At 70.0% G+C, this 15,657-nt stretch carries 17 protein-coding genes; 10 read left to right on the forward strand and 7 right to left on the reverse strand.

Annotated elements, in window-relative coordinates; all coding sequences use genetic code 11:
- On the forward strand, positions 1-685 hold a 685-nt coding region (locus VNO22_11505), incomplete at its 5' end, for a tetratricopeptide repeat protein (GenBank protein HXG61996.1).
- A 16-nt stretch (positions 686-701) separates the two neighbouring features.
- On the opposite strand, the gene VNO22_11510 is transcribed toward VNO22_11505, so the two are convergent.
- The 3 genes from VNO22_11510 to VNO22_11520 all read right to left on the reverse strand — a co-directional run bounded on the left by VNO22_11510 (position 702) and on the right by VNO22_11520 (position 3,296).
- A complete protein-coding gene (locus tag VNO22_11510; GenBank protein HXG61997.1) occupies positions 702-1,505 on the reverse strand; it encodes a segregation/condensation protein A in 804 nt (267 codons plus the stop codon).
- Between the two features lie 88 nt (positions 1,506-1,593).
- Positions 1,594-2,583, reverse strand: a complete 990-nt coding sequence (gene trpS / locus VNO22_11515; protein ID HXG61998.1) for a tryptophan--tRNA ligase — start codon at positions 2,581-2,583, stop codon at positions 1,594-1,596.
- A complete protein-coding gene (locus VNO22_11520; protein ID HXG61999.1) occupies positions 2,580-3,296 on the reverse strand; it encodes a site-2 protease family protein in 717 nt (238 codons plus the stop codon). Before VNO22_11520 ends, trpS begins: the two co-directional genes overlap by 4 nt.
- A 40-nt stretch (positions 3,297-3,336) precedes the next feature.
- On the opposite strand from VNO22_11520, the gene VNO22_11525 reads away from it, so the two are divergent.
- Both VNO22_11525 and VNO22_11530 read left to right on the forward strand, forming a co-directional pair.
- Complete coding sequence (locus VNO22_11525) at positions 3,337-3,990, forward strand: ComF family protein (protein ID HXG62000.1); 654 nt, start codon at positions 3,337-3,339, stop codon at positions 3,988-3,990.
- Positions 3,991-4,057: 67 nt separating this feature from the next.
- Positions 4,058-5,137 carry a family 10 glycosylhydrolase gene (locus VNO22_11530; GenBank protein HXG62001.1) on the forward strand — a complete coding sequence of 360 codons (1,080 nt, stop codon included), beginning with the start codon at positions 4,058-4,060 and terminating at the stop codon, positions 5,135-5,137.
- Between the two features lie 114 nt (positions 5,138-5,251).
- On the opposite strand, the gene VNO22_11535 is transcribed toward VNO22_11530, so the two are convergent.
- Complete coding sequence (locus VNO22_11535) at positions 5,252-5,860, reverse strand: basic secretory protein-like protein (GenBank protein ID HXG62002.1); 609 nt, start codon at positions 5,858-5,860, stop codon at positions 5,252-5,254.
- 11 nt (positions 5,861-5,871) lie between these two features.
- The gene (locus tag VNO22_11540; GenBank protein ID HXG62003.1) at positions 5,872-7,260 is read right to left on the reverse strand and encodes a hypothetical protein; all 1,389 of its coding nucleotides are present in this window, start codon (positions 7,258-7,260) and stop codon (positions 5,872-5,874) included.
- A gap of 100 nt (positions 7,261-7,360) precedes the next feature.
- Between VNO22_11540 and VNO22_11545 the strand changes: the two genes are divergently transcribed.
- On the forward strand, positions 7,361-7,933 hold the full coding sequence (locus VNO22_11545; protein HXG62004.1) for an XRE family transcriptional regulator: 573 nt from the start codon (positions 7,361-7,363) through the stop codon (positions 7,931-7,933).
- An 82-nt stretch (positions 7,934-8,015) separates the two neighbouring features.
- Here the strand turns inward: VNO22_11545 and VNO22_11550 are convergent, their stop codons facing one another.
- Positions 8,016-8,225 carry a hypothetical protein gene (locus tag VNO22_11550; GenBank protein ID HXG62005.1) on the reverse strand — a complete coding sequence of 70 codons (210 nt, stop codon included), beginning with the start codon at positions 8,223-8,225 and terminating at the stop codon, positions 8,016-8,018.
- A 351-nt stretch (positions 8,226-8,576) separates the two neighbouring features.
- Between VNO22_11550 and VNO22_11555 the strand changes: the two genes are divergently transcribed.
- The 6 genes from VNO22_11555 (at position 8,577) to aroE (ending at position 14,860) form a co-directional block, all read left to right on the forward strand.
- Complete coding sequence (locus VNO22_11555) at positions 8,577-9,443, forward strand: DUF2520 domain-containing protein (GenBank protein ID HXG62006.1); 867 nt, start codon at positions 8,577-8,579, stop codon at positions 9,441-9,443.
- Positions 9,440-10,012: a shikimate kinase gene (locus VNO22_11560; GenBank protein ID HXG62007.1), complete on the forward strand. Its 573-nt coding sequence runs from the start codon at positions 9,440-9,442 to the stop codon at positions 10,010-10,012. The genes VNO22_11555 and VNO22_11560 overlap by 4 nt, the downstream gene beginning before the upstream one ends.
- Before the next feature lie 18 nt (positions 10,013-10,030).
- Entirely contained in the window at positions 10,031-11,101 is a 1,071-nt protein-coding gene (locus VNO22_11565) for a DUF2851 family protein (protein HXG62008.1), read from the forward strand.
- 20 nt (positions 11,102-11,121) lie between these two features.
- Positions 11,122-12,369 (forward strand): hypothetical protein, encoded by a 1,248-nt coding sequence (locus tag VNO22_11570; protein HXG62009.1) that lies wholly within the window; start codon positions 11,122-11,124, stop codon positions 12,367-12,369.
- Between the two features lie 2 nt (positions 12,370-12,371).
- Positions 12,372-13,337: a hypothetical protein gene (locus VNO22_11575; GenBank protein ID HXG62010.1), complete on the forward strand. Its 966-nt coding sequence runs from the start codon at positions 12,372-12,374 to the stop codon at positions 13,335-13,337.
- A 68-nt stretch (positions 13,338-13,405) separates the two neighbouring features.
- Positions 13,406-14,860: a shikimate dehydrogenase gene (gene aroE, locus VNO22_11580; protein ID HXG62011.1), complete on the forward strand. Its 1,455-nt coding sequence runs from the start codon at positions 13,406-13,408 to the stop codon at positions 14,858-14,860.
- Position 14,861: 1 nt separating this feature from the next.
- Here the strand turns inward: aroE and VNO22_11585 are convergent.
- Positions 14,862-15,657 (reverse strand): L,D-transpeptidase family protein (locus tag VNO22_11585; GenBank protein HXG62012.1); only part of this gene is annotated, 796 nt, incomplete at its 5' end.

The following is a 15,657-nucleotide window of genomic DNA, read 5'->3' on the forward strand; positions in this document are numbered from 1 at the left end:
GCCCGCGCCGTCCGGGCGTCCCGCCGCGCCGCCTTCCGCCGGGGGGCGCCCCGCGGCGCCCCTTTCGGCGGCTGAAGAGGAGCGGATGGAAGCGGAGGCGCTCCGGGCGCTCGGGGAGGGGGACTACGATCGGATCCTGGCGGTCGCCGGGGAGGCGCTGGCGCGCGGCTCCCGGAAAGATTGGCCCTGTTCCTTCCTGGCGCTGGCGTATCTGGCGCGGGAGGAGCTCGACAAGGCGCTGGAGTACATCACGCGGGCGCTCGAGATCGCGCCGGGCCGGCGGGAGTACCGGGAGCGGCGCGCCGAGATCCGGGCGTTGCGGGGGGAAGCGGCGGCGGCCCTGTCGGAGCTGGAGGCGCTTCACGGACGCAAGGCGGCGGACCTCAACCGCGAAATCCTTCGCCTCAACGCGCAGATCGAGGCCGCGCCGGACGATGCGGGGGCTCGGATCCTGAGGGGCGCGTTCTATCTTCTCAAGCGGCATGAGGCGCGCGCGGCGGAGGATTTCACGGCGGCGATCCAGGGGGGATGCCGCCGGGCGCTGGCCTGGCGGGCGCGGGTCTGGAAGGACCTGGGCGATCGAGCCCGGGCCGCGGCCGACGCGCGGGCGTATCTGGCGGAGTTCCCGGCCGGCTATGCGGCCGAGGAGATGAAGGCGCTGCTCCGGGACGTGGAGCCGAACTGACGCGGTCGGGACGGCGTCACGGCGAAGCGCTCGGCTGGCGTTCCGGGCGCGGGGCGGGTTCGGGGGGCGGAGCCTCGGCGGGCGCTTCCCGCGCCTCCACGCGGATGTCGCCGTGATCGACCTCCTGCTCCAGGGTCACCTTCTGCGCCTTGGCCAGCTGAAGGAGCGCCAGGAACGTTCCCAGGATCTGGGTCCGGTCGGGCCGATCCCCGACGAGCTCGGAGAAGGTGGCCCGGCGGCGGTCCGCCAGGCTGCGGAGGATCTTTTCGACGAAGAGCTCCAGGGGCACGTCCCGGTAGAGGATCGACATCATCGCCTCGAGCCGGGTGCCCTTGACGACTTTGGAATACAGAAGGACCAGATCCCACAGCTCGAGATTCCGCAGCGGTTCCTGTTCGGTTTCGCCTTCGAGACGGATCCGGGGACGGCCGAAGCGGGCGGCGCGCTCCTGCGCGAGCGTGTCGAGCGCCCGGGCGCGGTCCTTGAAGCGCTTGTACTCGAGGAGCTTCTTGATGAGCTCGAGCGAGGCGTCCTCTTCCTCCTCCGGCGGCGTTTCGCCCTCCTCGGCGGGGGCGGCCTCCGGAGGAGCGAGGGTGCGGGACTTGATCAGCAGAAGCTGGGACGCCAGCGCCAGAAAGTTGCTCGACAGATCGATATCGAGCCGCTCCATGGCGGTGAGGAACCGGATGTACTGTTCGCAGGCGCGGGAGAGGGCGACCGCGGTGATGTCGAGCTCGCTTTCCTTGACCAGGTGAAGCAGCAGGTCGAGCGGGCCGTAGTAGTTGTCGAGCGTGACCTTGTACGGCGCGGCGTCCGGCATGTCTCCCCTCTCGCTCAACGGCGACCTCCCCTCCGCCGTCCGGGCGCTCCCCCGGCGGGAGGCGCGGCCCGCGGGACGGCTACTTTCATTATCGGCCCCCGAAGACCGTTTCCCGCACTTCTTTCATCGTCCGGGCGGCCACGGCGCGGGCGCGCTCGGCCCCGCGGGCCAGGATCTCGTCGATCCGTCGCGGGTCGGCCAGGAGCTCCCGGCGGCGCTCCTGGATGGGGCGCAGCCACTCGACCATGCGGGCGGCCAGCTCCCCCTTGCATTCCACGCAGCCGATCGTCGCGGCCCGGCACTGCGTTTCGATTTCGGCGTGACGCTCCCGGGGGCTGAGCATTCCGTGGAAGGCCCAGACGTTGCACGCCTGGGGATTTCCCGGGTCGGTGCGCCGCTTGCGGTTGGGGTCGGTGAACATGCCCTTCACCTTGCGTTCGACCGAGGGGAGGTCCTCCGAAAGATCGATCGTGTTGGCGTAGCTCTTGGACATGCGGCGGTTGTCGAGTCCCATCAGGCGGGGCGTCGGGGTAAGCCGCGCCGCCGGCTCGGGGAAGATTTCGCGGCCGAAGACGGAGTGGAAGCGCCGCACGATCTCGCGCGTGAGCTCCAGGTGCGGAAGCTGGTCCTCGCCGACGGGCACCACCTCTCCCTTGTAGAGGAGGATGTCGGCCGCCTGGAGCACGGGGTAGCCGAGAAACGCGTAGTTGTCCACGCCCTTCTCGGCGAGCTGCTGCTGGGCTTCCTTGTAGGTGGGCACGCGCTCCAGCCATCCGAGGGGCGTCACGCACGAAAGGATGAGATGGAGCTCGGCGTGCTCGGGGACGTCCGACTGCACGAAGAGGGTGGACTTTTCCGGATCCACGCCGCAGGCGATCCAGTCGGCCACGTTGTCGCGGATGTTCCGGCGGATGGCCGAGGAGTTCTTCCACTCGCTCGTGAGGGCGTGCCAGTCGGCGACCATGAAGAAGCAGTCGTACTCGTCCTGGAGGGCGATCCAGTTGACGAGGACCCCCCAGTAGTGCCCCAGGTGGAGGCGGCCCGTAGGTCTCATGCCCGACAGAATTCGTTTCTTCATGGCTTGAAGATGGGGGTGAAAAACTCACTTACGATTTCGTGGGCGTGGACGGGTCCGAAGAGTCCGGCCAGAAGCCCGATCAGGCCGCGCAACACGGGCGCCAGCGCGTAGGGCGCCACGAAGTAGACGACCAGGAGGAGCGGCAGGATGCCCAGGCGTTCCACCGCGTCCACGAATCCTTCGCCGCGCCGCCCCGCCAGGAAGCGCAGGAAGCGCGAGCCGTCGAGCGGCGGGACCGGAATCAGGTTGAACGCCGCCAGGAAGACGTTGACGAAGAGGATATTGGCGAAAAAAAGCCCGTTGACCGTGAGTTCCGGCGAAGGGCCGTCGCGTTCGGCGAAGAGAAAGCCGGGGGCCGTGTGGAAGAGCGTCCAGAGGAAGGCCAGCCCCAGGGCGGCCAGGAGGATGTTGGTGAACGGTCCCGCCAGGGACGTCCACATGAATCCCGCCCGGGGATTCCGGAAGTTGAGGGGGTTGACGGGGGCGGGTTTCGGCCCCCCGAAAGGCACTCCCCGCAGCGCGATCATGAGGAGCGGCAGGATGATCGTCCAGAAGAGGTCGATGTGGGGGAGGGGGTTCAGGGTCAGGCGTCCCTGGTTTTTTCCCGTCGGGTCGCCGAGCCTGTAGGCCACCCATACGTGGGCGTACTCGTGGAGGATGCACGAGTAGGCCAGGACCCCGAGGTACAGCGACAGGCGGACGAATTCCTCCATGGTTGGACGGCAGTCTAGCCGGTGGCTATTCTGGCGTAAAGTGAAACCGCGGCTCCTGGACCTCCTCTATCCCCGCCTGTGCGCTTCCTGCGGCGGCTCCGCCGAAGGAGCCTTCTGCGGGGCCTGCGACGCCGCGCTCGAATGGATCGCGCCGCCGGCCTGTCCGCGATGCGGCGCCGCGCGGCCGGGGCGGGGATGCGTCGAGTGCGACGGGAAGGAGTTTCTCTTCGCGGGGGCCGCGGCCCTGGGGCGCTACGAGGGGCGTCTCCGGCAGGCGGTGCTGGCGCTCAAGTTCCGGGGCGAACGCCGTCTGGCCGACGACTTCGGGCGGCGCCTGGCGGCGCGGCTGGCGAGGCGGTTCGATCTCGTGGTCCCGGTGCCCATGTCCCGCTGGAAGCTCCTGGCGCGCGTCTACAACGCGGCGGAGCTCGTGGCCGAACGCGTGGCCCGCCATGCCGGGCTCCCCCTGGCCCGCCGCGCCCTGGTCAAAGCGCGCCGCACGCGGCCTCAGGTGGAGCTTCCTTTCGAGGAGCGGCTGAAGAACCCGCAGGGAGCCTACCGCGCCCGGCGCGTCCGCGGCACGGTCCTCCTCGTGGACGACGTCCTGACGACGGGTGCCACCGCCAACGCCTGCACGGAAGCGCTCCGGGCCGCCGGGGCCGCCGAGGTGCACGTGGCCGTCGTCGCGCGCTAAAGGGCGCGCGCCCCTTCGCCGATAGATCCTGCGCCGGAGAGGGGAGACGGGTTCGGGGGTGAACGTGATGAACCTTCTCGCTCTGGCTTCCCTCCTGGCCGCCCCGGCCCAGGGGGAAGACGGCCCGCGCGCCGTCTGGGTGACCCGCTTCGAGTACTCCAGCGAGGCGGACGTCCGCGCGATTCTGGCCAACAGCGCCGCGCTCGGATTCGACACCGTGCTTTTTCAGGTCCGTGGGCAGGCGGACGCCTACTATCGTTCGTCGCTGGAGCCGTGGGCGGAGCGTCTCGGGGGGCGGGATCCGGGCTTCGATCCCCTGGAGGTCGCCTGCCGCGAGGCGCGCCGCCTGGGGATCGCGCTTCACGCGTGGATGAACGTGATGCCCGTCTGGCGCGGGCGGGTGCCCCCGGTCGACCGGTCGCATCTGCTTTATCGCCGGCCCGAGTGGATCGTCGTGGGGCGGGACGGGCGCCGGCAATCCCTGAACGACCACTACGTGTGTCTGAATCCCTGTCTGCCGGAGGTCCGGCGCCACCTGGCGGCCGTGGCGCGGGAGATCGTGGAGCGCTATCCGGTGGACGGCCTTCATCTGGACTACATCCGTTTCATCGAGGGAGACTGGTCGTACGACGCGCGGACGATCGCGCTTTTCGGAGGCCGGCCCTCGGCGCGTCCGGCCGCCTGGGAGGATTTCCGCCGGAAGGCGGTGACGGAAACGGTGCGGGAGATCGGGGAGGCCGTGCGGGCGGTCCGGCCGGAGGCGGTGGTGTCGGCCGCGGTGTTCCCGACGGCCCAGGCGCGCCGCCGGGTGTTTCAGGACGCCGAGGGCTGGGTCCGCGACGGGCGGGTGGACTGCGTTTTTCCGATGATCTACGAGGACGACGACGCGGCGTTCCGTGAAGCGGTCGCCGAGGGGGAGGTTCTGTTCCGGCGCGGCGGGCGGACGGTGTCGATTCCCGGGATCGGCGCGTACCGGCACCCGACGGCGGAGCAGACGTTGCGCCAGATGCGGATGTGCCGGCAGGGTTTCGCGGTTTTCAGCTACTCGAGCTTCTACGTCTCGCCGGACGAGACGCGGCGCGAGAACGAACGGCTGTGCCGGGAGCGGCGGGAAGCGGTGCGGAGGTTCCTGGCGCCGGCGCGGTAGAGCAAAAAGCCCCGGGGGCGGGAGTTCTCGGGATCGGCGGATCCTTGAGCACTGCCGCTCGGCTGGACCCGAGAGGGGCGGGGAAAAGAGCTTCACGGCCCGCGGGGCGCGGGATTACGGGGCCGAGACGTAATCTTCCCAGAGCGTCCGGAGATCCTTCCGGGTCCATTCCTTGAACAGGTCATCCGAGTAGGATCCGCCGCGCATCGCGGCGTTGAGTTTCCGGATGAGGTCCTTGTCGTGCGTCTCGGCAAGCCACGCCAGGAAGGAGGCGGCGGTCCGGTAGCCGTCCCTGTAGCTTCCCCGGCGCTGCTCCGGCGGGAAGACCGTCTTCTTCTCATAATGGAAGTAGCGAATGTAGTCGGCGATGCCCTCGGTCACCCATCCCGGTCCGCCGCCGCGGTAGCTCTGGACGACGTGGACGAGTTCGTGGACGATCATGCCGGTGTCCCCGGGATGCCTTTTCACCCAGTCGGCGGCCACGCGGATGGTGGTTCCCGAAGTGGCGGCGATGCCCTTTCGGTGTTTCTCGAAGACGATCGTGACCGCCTGAGGCGGCGTGAAGCCGGGCGTCGCCAGGTACTCCGAAATCTTCGGGTACCATTCTTCGCAGAGCGCCTTCGCCTTCTCGCCCCATTCGTGAAGGTCGGGCACCTCCGAGGTGTCGACGGTGATCCGGACTTGGGCGCTCAGGAGAACGACCGTGGCGAGCATCGTGTTCATCAGAGGCCCCCTCAAGGGATTGGGAAGGCCGACCGGGTCCGATCCGCTTCGGGCGCTGGGAGCCGCCGCATCGCCTCCTCCGCGGCCGCCTCCTCGCCGCGCGCCGGGAGATGGAAAGCCGCCGGAGGGAGCGCGCCGGAATCGCCTGGTTCGGCAAGCGCGACCGCGGGATGCCGCCGGCCGGCAAGTTTGAGGTTCGACCCCGCGACATCGAGGGGACTTCCGTCCGTCTCGGGCGTCATGGCGTCCGCGTCTCGGACCCGCCCGGCGAGGAGCGAGTCCCGGACGGCGGGCGTTTGCGGATCGGCCGCGCGCGCCTTCGTCGGCGACGGCGGGGAGGGCGGCGCCGGATTCTTCTCGGCGGCGGGCTTCCCCTTCTTTTTCAGCGCGGGCCGGAAGATGCCGGGCTTCTGCATCATGACGATGCAGGCGAAGACGGCGGTGGAGGCGACATCGTCCTCTTGATGAAGGGGGACGATGCCTTCCGGGGTCTGAGTGGCGATCAGCCGGTCGAGGTACTCCTCGATGAACTTCGCGTAGAAGTCGGGGCCCAGGCGGTGCATCGCGGCGGCGACGCTGAAGTAGTGAAGGGGCGCGAAGCCGTGGACCCCCTCCTCGATTTTCTTATAGCGCTGCTCGAGACCTTTGGAGTACTTGGCGAAGAAGGGATGCGTCGTCTGTCCCGTCGCCAGGAGCGACGAGAGGACCCATGAGGCGCGCGCCATGGCGGCGTCTCCGACGCCGTTGTCCGTTCCGTAACGCACGCCCATGCCGTCGGAGATCGACTCCAGATTCTTCCGGGCCCGCTCCATCATCGGGCCGACCGTCACCCCCAGCGCGGTCAGCTCGAGGAAGGCGCCGTACATCATGGCGGTGATCATGCCGAGGTCGCGGCCGCCGCCTTTCTGGTTGTAGCCGCTTTCCTTCCAGAAGAGCCGATGGTGGCACCATCCGCCGGTCTCCTCCTGCTGGCGCTCGGCCATCTTGAGGCCGTGGGCGAGCGCCTTCTCGATTTCGGGGGTCAATCCGGTGCGGAGCGCGACCTCCGCCAGGAAGATCATCGACATGGAGAGGTACCAGTTGCGGTTGAATCCCTCGTCCTTGATCGCCTGGCAGGCGTACTGGATGCACTCCTCGAGCTCCTTGGGGCTTTGCCCGTCCATCAGGAAGGCGAAGCCGCCCATCATGTAGCCGCCCATCTTGGAGCCGATGACCCGTCGGGCCGTGTCGCTCCGAAGATTCGCCTTCAGGTAGGACATCGCCTTCGCCCATGCCGGCGCGCAGATCTTGCACTTTCGGTAATCCGGGTGGTGGACCCTCTCCTGCGCCGGGTCCGCGCCGGCCGGGGCGAGCGTGACCAGGGCCGTCAGGATCGCCGCCCTCCCGCTCCACGAACGCATCCGATGCTCCTTTCTCAAGGACAGTCCTCTCGTATAATGAACGTCGGGCCGGCGGCGGAATGTACGATATAATGGAAAAATTCCAGTATATGGGATACCCATGAGGTCCGCGGCCGCTCCCGCCAACCCCTTCTGCGAGCAGGTCCGGAAATTGCGGGCCGCGCGGGGATGGTCCCTCGAGCAGCTCGCGGCCGCCTCGGGGGTCAGCCGTTCGATGCTCTCCCAGATCGAGCGCGGCCGCGTGAACCCGACCGTCGCCGTCGCCCAGCGAATCGCCGCGGCCTTCGAGGTATCGCTCGGGAGCCTCGTCGACGGCCCCGACTGGGGCGCGCCGATCGAGGTCATCCGTGCCGCCGACCGCGCCTACCATTTCCGGACCCGGAACGGATGCGAAATCCGCACCCTGTCGCCGATCCGCCTCGAAAAGGAGGTGGAGTTTTACGAACTGCGCTTCCGTCCGAGAGGGGCGCTTAAAAGCGCTCCGCACTTCGCCGGGACGCGCGAGATCCTGACCGTTCGGCAGGGAACGCTCCGGGTCACGTCGGGCGGGGAGGGGTGCGTCCTCGGGGCGGGCGACTCGGCCCACTATCGGGCCGATGTCCCTCACTCGATCGAAAACCCGGATCGCGCGGTCACGATCGCTTATCTCGTGGTTCTCTACCGTCCCCGCTGATCCGGAGGGCGCCGGCGCGGTAGAGAAAAAAGCCCCGGAGGCGGGAGGGCGCCCCCGGGGCGGAGATACGGAGGGTCGTCGGCTAGTACCGGTCGGGGTTGCGCTCGTCCAGGTTGAACACGAACTTGTCGAAGTCGCGGTGGAGCTGGACGAGGTCCTTGTAGGCGCCCAGGATGTGCCACTCCAGGTGCTTCCACGCGCGGTAGAAGAAATCCCCGCCGCCGGCGGCGCAGCCGGAGAAGGCGAAGGCGACCACCACCATCAGGAACGCGAGCGCGACCTTCTTGGCCATGGGGCTCTCCTCGTTCGTGTCCTCTTTCTAGACGGCCCATCCTAAAGGAACCCTGCGCGCGGTCAAGAAAAAAGCGGGGATTCCGGACCGGGGGGGAAGGGCTCGGAAAAATCTTGCAGCGCGGGGCGGGACCGATATAATGCGGCGTTAGACCTCTGCCGTGTCCGTGCAGGACGCTAACGGAACTTACAACCGTTAACCGGGCGCCGGACTTCCGGGAGGAGAGGCACGCCCTGCCGCCACGTGCGATGGCCGGGAGGTGGGGACGCCGGCGAGTTCCGGAGAGGCGCCCCCTCTGAACCGAGGTAAGTTCGGAAGAGTCATCCTCACGGCGCAGGCGGAGGTTTTTTTTTGGACGCGACGTCGGTGGAACTGGCGATCGTCGGGGCCGGGAAGACCGGGCGCGCGCTGGGGCGTCTGGCGCGCCAGGCCGGATACGCGATCGGCCCGGTCGTCTGCCGCACGCGCGCTCATGCGGAGGAGGCCGTCGCCTTCATCGGCGCTGGGCGGCCGGGCACGTCTCCGGAGGGGGCGCCGCTGACGCTCGTGGCGGTCCCGGACCGGGAGATTCCCGCCGTCGCCCGCGCCCTCCGGGCGCCCTCGGGGGCCGTCGTGGCCCACACCTGCGCGGCGTACGGCGCGGACGTTCTTCGCCCGCACCGGCCGGCCGGGGCGCTTCATCCCTTGCGCAGCTTCGGCGATCCCGCGCGGGCCGCGGAGCTTTTCCGCGGGACCTTCTGCGCGATTGACGGCGATCCGGAGGCGGTGGCGGCGCTTGAAGGCTTCGCGCGCGCGATCGGCGGAGAGCCGTTCCGCGTCCGGACGGATCGGAAGGCCCTGTATCACGCCGGCGCGGTCTTCGCGTCCAACTACGTGGTCGCCGTCCTCGAGGCGGCGGTTCGTCTGCTCGAAGGGTCCGGAGTGGACCGGGCGACGGCCGGGCGCGCCCTCGTGGCCCTGGCGTCGGGGACGCTGGCCAACGTGGCCGCGGTGGGGATCCCGCAGGCCCTGACGGGGCCGATCGAGCGGGGAGACGTCGAGACGGTGCGGCGGCACGTGGAGGCGCTGGGGGCGTCGGCGCCGGAACTGGCGCGGACGTACGGGGTCCTGGGCCTTCGGGCGGTCGAGGTGGCGCTGGCCAAGGGGACGATCGACTCCTCGACGGCCGAGCGGCTCCGCGCGGCGCTGAGGGCGGAGGAGTCCAAGGGGGCGGCATGAACGTGGTCCTGATCGGTTTCCGCGGGTCGGGCAAGACGACCGTGGGCAAGGCTCTGGCGGCGCGGCTCGGCCGCGAGTTCATCGATTGCGACGAGCACATCGAACGCAAGACGCATCTCACCATCCGCGAGATCTTCGAACGCTGGGGGGAGAGCCATTTCCGCAATCTCGAAAGCGAAGCGATCGCCGATCTGGCCAAGCTGGACGGAAAAGTCATCGCGACGGGCGGGGGAGCGGTGCTGCGGTACAAGAACATCCAGATGCTCAAGCGGAACGCGAAGATCTTCCATCTCGAGGTGAACCCCGAGAACGCCTTCCGGCGGATCGAAGCGGACGGATCGACGCGCCAGCGGCGCCCGGCGCTCACCGAGAAGGATCCGTTCACGGAGATCCGCGAGCAGATCGAGCTGCGCCGGCCTTACTATCTCCAGGGGGCCGACGTCACGATCGCCACCGACGGCCGGTCGGTCGAGGAGATCGTGCGCGAAATCCTGGGCCATCTGGGAATGCCCTCGCCGGGCGGCCGTCCGGACGAGGAATCGCGGGGCATGGACGAGGCGACCGCCTGACCGGAGAGGAGTCCGTCCGTGACCGTCCCGTCGCTTCTGACCGAAGGGGATCTTCAGGCGATCTGGGAGCGCGGCCGTTTCGGCCGGCGGGGGCTTCTCACGGAGGATGCCCGGCCGCTCGTCGTGGAGCATCCCGGGGTGCGGTCCTTCGAGGGCGGGCCCGACTTCCGCGCCGCGCGGCTGGTTCTGGGAGGGCGGAGGGTCACGGGGGACGTGGAAGTGCACCTGACGCCCTCGGGCTGGACGGCGCACGGGCACGACCGCGACCCGGCCTACGCGGGGGTGGTTCTGCACGTGGTCCTGCGCCGGGATCCGTTCCGCGAGCCGCCGCCGGGGCCGCCGGTGCTCGTGCTGGAACCGTATCTTTTCGAGGCGGCGGGTTCGGATCCGGAACCGGCGCCCGGTCCGGCGGAGCTGGACGCGCTCGGGGACCGGTGGTTCGCGGAGCGGCGGGCGCGGCTGGCGCGGGGGATGGAGCGGCGGGGGGCGGAGGAGACGCTGTACCGCGAGATTCTCGTGGCGCTGGGGTACAAGCACAACAAGGCGGCGATGGCGGAGCTGGCGCGGCGGTGCCCGCTGTCGGCGCTTCCGGAGACCGCCGGGGAGATCGAGGCGCGGCTTCAGGCGGAGGCGCGGGCGCTTCCGGCGGGAATGTGGCGGCTGCGGAACGTCCGGCCCGCGAATCATCCGTTTCGCAGGCTCTCCGGTCTGGCGCGTTTCCTGGCGGCCGCGCGGGACGAGGGCCTGGCGCGGGGGCTGGCGCGGCGGGCGACGCTTGAAGAGATGCGGGCATGGCTCGATCCGGACGGGACGGGGCTCATCGGCCCGGACCGGGCGCTCGAAATCGCGCTCAACATTTTCGTGCCCTTTCTCGGGGAGGAGGCGTGGCGGCGCGCGGCGGGCGGCCCGCCGCCGGCGCTTCCCGGCGCCCTGCGCCGCCTCCGGGGGCGCCTGAGGATCGACACCGTGCGCCGCTACTTCGGGGCGCTCCGCTGGGCGCGGCGTTTTGACTTGCTCCTCCCGGAAGGGCGTGCTAAGCTCGAAAAGCTCGGACGGCAGGGGTTGCCTGGGTGGGGCGCCGTCCCCTGAGGGTTATGGAGGGTCGTGGGATGTCCCTTCGGCTCGTCCGCTGCCCTTATTGCGGTAAGAGGTTCAACGTGGGAGGCGTGGCCGCCGGCACGCGGCTGCGCTGCGCCGGATGCACGGCGGTCCTGACGGTCCCGCGCGCGGGAGATTCGCCGGGGCCGCGCTCCGGCTGGTCGCTCGCCCTGCAGATCGTCACGGGGGCTGCGGCGGGCTTGGCGGCCGCCTGGATGATCGCCGCGCTCCTGCGCCCCGAACCCGAACCCCTGCCCGCCCCGCCGCGCCTTCCCGAACGGACGGCCGAAAAGGCGCCCCGCGTTCCGGACCTTCCGGCCGTTCCCGAACAGGTGGCTTCCTATCAGGACGATCCGTACGGCCGGGCCGTCCGGCGGCTCCAGCAGGAATTCGGCTCCCGGTTCTTTTATCATAAGGCCAAGCCGTACCTCATCGCCCTCGAAGCCTCCCCCCGATATCACGCCACAATGGTCATGGAAGACTACGCCCAGCGGATGGAGGTCCTCCATTCCGCCTTCCAGCGGGAGTTCGGCCGGACCCTCAACCTTCCGGAGGTCGAGCCCGCGCTGGTCGTGCTGATCTTCAATTCGCGCGAAAGCTTCGACCGCTATTTCCTCGAGCGCGACCGCAAGCGGATGTCCGATTCGATCAAGGGCATCTACGAATACGACCGCGAGCGCCGCCGCGTCGTGGTCTATCACGACTACAACGTCCCCTACGATGTGCTCTTTCACGAGGGCGTCCATCAGCTCGTTCACCATCACACGCTGCGGGAAACGGAAGGGCGCCGCGTGTTCGGGACGTACTGGCTCCAGGAGGGACTGGGCACGTACTTCGAAGGGCTCCGCCGGGGCGAGCAGGGCGGGTTCTTCGACCCGGCCGGCGGCCGCGACCGCCTGCCGACGCTCAAGCAGGCGCTTCCCCCCCGCGGGGGCGGAAAGGGCGACTTCATCCCTCTCAACGTCCTGGTCGGCCTGACCGTGGACCACTTCTGGCAGTGGTTCGAGGAGGGGATGCTCGCCGAGCCGGAGCAGACGACGCAGAAGGCCAGGCTCTACTACGCGCAGTCGTGGGCGCTCGTGCACTTCCTGCGGCACCGCGGCGCGGCCCACGGCACGGTGCTGGACGAATACCTGCGCCGTGAAATCGCCGGACGGGGCGGCAAGGAGGTCTTCGAGGACCTCGTCCGGCACCATCTCAAGATGGAGCTGCCGGAGCTCGAAGAGGAGTTCATCGCCTACATCCAGGGTCTGCGGTAACCATGGCGGCGTGGGTGCTCGGGGCGGCGGCGCTCCTGGGATCCGTCCAGGACCTCGAAGCGCTTTTCGAATCCCTCCGGTCCGAGGATCCCGCCGAGCGGCGCGGGGCGCTGGAGGCGCTGCGGGCGCGGGGGGCGGAAGCGGTTCCCGCGGCGGCCCGTCTTCTGGCCGCTTCTTCTCCGGATCCCTCGGGACGCGTGGCGGAGCTGGCGCGCCGGCTGGCCTCTCCGGACTGGAAGGAGCGCGACCGGGCGATGCGGGAGCTGGCCGGACTGGGACGCGCGGCGCTCGGGGCGCTCGAGACGTACGCGGGGGCGGCGGATCCCGAGGTGGCCTGGCGCGCCCGGTCCGCCGCCGCGGAGATCCGTGCGCGCGCGGGCCGGGAAGAGCGGGCCGACGAGCTGCGCGCGATGCTCCTGTGCGACTTCCTGGGAGAAATCGGAGATCCGCGCGGCGTTCCGTCGCTTCTCGAAGTCCTCTTGTCGGGAGCGCCGGATCGGCGGCCGGAGCTGCGGCGGCGCGCGGCGGAGGCCCTGGCGCGCCTGCGGGAGCACCTCGCCCCCGCGCAGGCGAAGGCGGCGGCCGAGCGTGTCCTGGCGATGCTCGAGACCGCTCCCTCGCCGCGCGAGAAGAGCCTTCTCGTCAAGGTCCTGGCCCGGCTGGGGACGCCCGTGGGAGTGCGCCCGCTGGCGGCGCTGCTGGCGGACCGGAGCGAGAAGAACGTCAATCTCAAGCGTTCCTGCATGGCGGCCCTGGCCGCGTCGGAGGACCCCCAGGGCCTGCGGGCGGTGATCGAGGCGCTTTCCGACCCGGAGGTCTACGTGCGGCAGGCCGCCGCGGCGGTCCTGGCGGAGCGCGCGGGCGGGGATTTCGGCTTCGACTCCCGGGCTTCGGCCCAGGAGAATCGGGAGGCGCTCGCCCGCGTCCGCGCCTGGTGGTCCCGGACGTTCGGCCGGCCCTGGGAATAGCCGCCCCCGCCGGAGCCGCCGCGCTCCGAATGCTGACTCTTGGGTGCCGATTTGATTAAGATCACGCCATGATGATCTGCGCCTCGCTTCGGGCGGAGACGGCCGAAGAGGCTCTCGCCGGGATGCAGGACGCGCGCCGCCTGGGGGCGGATCTCTGCGAGCTGCGCGCGGATTTCCTGCGCCGTCCGGAACTCGCCCGGATTCTTCCCGCCCGGCCGCTTCCCGTGCTCGTCACCGTGCGGCCCCGGTGGGAGGGCGGCCGGTTCGAGGGAAGCGAGGAGGAGCGCTTCCGGCTTCTGGAGGAGGCGTGCCGCCTGGGGGCGGACTACGTGGATGTGGAGTTCCGGGCGCTCCGGGACTTTCCGCGGGGGAACGCCCGGGTGATCGTCTCGTGGCACGACTACGAGAAGGTGCCCGAGGACGTCGAGGCGATCGCCTCCCGGATGCGCGCGGCGGGCGCGTTCGCGGTGAAGATCGCCGCGGCCGCCCGGGGCGCCGCGGACCTGGCGCGGCTGGCCCGGCTCCAGGCGACGCTCGGGTCGGCGGGGATCGTGGTGGCCATGGGCGAATTCGGCGAGCCCCTGCGGATCCTCGGGGCGCGGTTCGGCGGTCCGCTCACCTACGCGTCGCTCCGGGCGGGGGGGGAGACGGCGCCCGGGCAGCTTCCGGTCGAGGAGCTGGTGCGGACCTTTCAGGTGCGGACGATCGACGCGCGCACCGAAGCCTACGCCGTGATGGGCAATCCCGTCGCGCATTCCCGCAGTCCCGTCCTCTTCAACGACGTCTTCAAGCGTCTCGGGATGAACGCCCGGTACGTGCGCCTCAAGGTGGACGACGCCGGGACGCTGCGGGCGCTCGTCGAGGCGCTGGGGCTGCGGGGTCTGTCGGTGACGATCCCGCACAAGCAGGGGGTGGTTCCCTCGCTCGACGAGGCGGACGAGATCGTGCGCGGCACGGGGGCGGCCAACACGATCACGGTCCGGGACGGCCGCCTCCTGGGGGCCAATACGGACGTTCCGGCCGCGATGGACGCGCTTCGGGAAGCGGCGGTGCGGAAGTGGTCGCATGGGGTGTACGGGATGCGCGCGCTCGTTCTGGGCGCGGGGGGCGTGGCGCGGGCGCTGGCGTGGGGGCTCAAGCGCGAGGGGGCGCGCGTGTGGATCGCCAACCGCACGTTCGAGCGGGGAAAGGCGCTGGCGGAGGAGCTGGGCGTCGAGTACGTGCGCTGGGAGAACCTCGCCGAGGTGCGCGCTCAGATCGTCGTCAACGGCACCTCCGTCGGGATGGCGCCGGCGGACGGCGAATCGCCGGCGGCCCCGTCCCTTTTCCGCAAGGACATGGTGGCGCTCGATACCGTCTACACCCCGCGCCGGACGAAGTTCCTGCGGGACGCGCGCGCGGCGGGCGCCGAGGCGGTGGACGGAGTGGCGATGTTTCTGCGCCAGGCGGACCGGCAGTTCCGCCTGTGGGCCGGCCGCCCGATTCCGACCGAGATCCTGAAAGAGTACGACCGGACGCTCTGACCTACTCGACGATCGTCACGGCCATGCCTTTGTAGGCGAGGGCGGCCACCTCGCCCACTTCCTCGTTGAGCATGCGGACGCAGCCGTTGGAAGCGCGCGTCCCGATGGCTCCGGGGTCGTTGGTGCCGTGGATCCCGATGCCGTGGTGGAAGTCGTGATCGAGCGCGATCCACCACTCGCCGAGCGGGTTCTGGGGATCGCCGTAGGGGACGGGCCCCTTGACCTTCATCTCCGCGGGGGGCCACCAGGCGGGCTTGGGGTTCTTGGTTCCCACCGTGTAGCGGGCCGCCGGGGTGGGCTTGGCGTCGGAGCCCGTCGTGACGGCGTAGCCCTTGAAGGGAACGCCTTCGTAGCACACCCAGAGCCGGAAGAGCGACTTGTCGACGAAGATCGTCCAGGTGCCCCGGGGGACCTTGATCTTGCGGCCCGCGCGGAGGATGGCGTTTTCGCGATAGTTGTTGACGAGCATGACGGCGCCCTTGACGCCGTTGAGGGTGCGGAACTTCCGGGCGATGCCCTCGAGGGTGTCGCCCTGCTGAATCTCATAGAGCTCGAGGTCGCGCTCGTCGCTCTTGTCGATCAGAAGCTGCCGGTTGATTTCGATGCCGCGGCGGGCGAGCTCGGTGCGTTCGGCGTCGGACGCTTCGGGAGCGGCGAACAGGGGAGCGAGCTTCGCGCGGGCTTCGCGCCACTTTCCCTCGGCGCAGAGGGATTCCACGTCCGAAAGCGGCCGGGAGCGGGGCTCCGGCGCTTCGAAGGCGACGGGGGCGGGAGGAGGCGTCGGGACGCGGGCCGGG

Source organism: Planctomycetota bacterium, assembly GCA_035574235.1.
Lineage (GTDB): Bacteria > Planctomycetota > MHYJ01 > MHYJ01 > JACPRB01 > DATLZA01.

What these genes read in the sequence shown, in the direction of transcription:
- VNO22_11510 (HXG61997.1), bottom strand. Translation starts at nt 1,505, where the DNA reads ATGCCGGACGCCGCGCCGTACAAGGTCACGCTCGACAACTACTACGGC.
- trpS (HXG61998.1), bottom strand. Translation starts at nt 2,583, where the DNA reads ATGAAGAAACGAATTCTGTCGGGCATGAGACCTACGGGCCGCCTCCAC.
- VNO22_11520 (HXG61999.1), bottom strand. Translation starts at nt 3,296, where the DNA reads ATGGAGGAATTCGTCCGCCTGTCGCTGTACCTCGGGGTCCTGGCCTAC.
- VNO22_11530 (HXG62001.1), top strand. Translation starts at nt 4,058, where the DNA reads ATGAACCTTCTCGCTCTGGCTTCCCTCCTGGCCGCCCCGGCCCAGGGG.
- VNO22_11535 (HXG62002.1), bottom strand. Translation starts at nt 5,860, where the DNA reads ATGAACACGATGCTCGCCACGGTCGTTCTCCTGAGCGCCCAAGTCCGG.
- VNO22_11540 (HXG62003.1), bottom strand. Translation starts at nt 7,260, where the DNA reads ATGCGTTCGTGGAGCGGGAGGGCGGCGATCCTGACGGCCCTGGTCACG.
- VNO22_11545 (HXG62004.1), top strand. Translation starts at nt 7,361, where the DNA reads ATGAGGTCCGCGGCCGCTCCCGCCAACCCCTTCTGCGAGCAGGTCCGG.
- VNO22_11550 (HXG62005.1), bottom strand. Translation starts at nt 8,225, where the DNA reads ATGGCCAAGAAGGTCGCGCTCGCGTTCCTGATGGTGGTGGTCGCCTTC.
- VNO22_11560 (HXG62007.1), top strand. Translation starts at nt 9,440, where the DNA reads ATGAACGTGGTCCTGATCGGTTTCCGCGGGTCGGGCAAGACGACCGTG.
- VNO22_11570 (HXG62009.1), top strand. Translation starts at nt 11,122, where the DNA reads ATGTCCCTTCGGCTCGTCCGCTGCCCTTATTGCGGTAAGAGGTTCAAC.
- VNO22_11575 (HXG62010.1), top strand. Translation starts at nt 12,372, where the DNA reads ATGGCGGCGTGGGTGCTCGGGGCGGCGGCGCTCCTGGGATCCGTCCAG.
- aroE (HXG62011.1), top strand. Translation starts at nt 13,406, where the DNA reads ATGATGATCTGCGCCTCGCTTCGGGCGGAGACGGCCGAAGAGGCTCTC.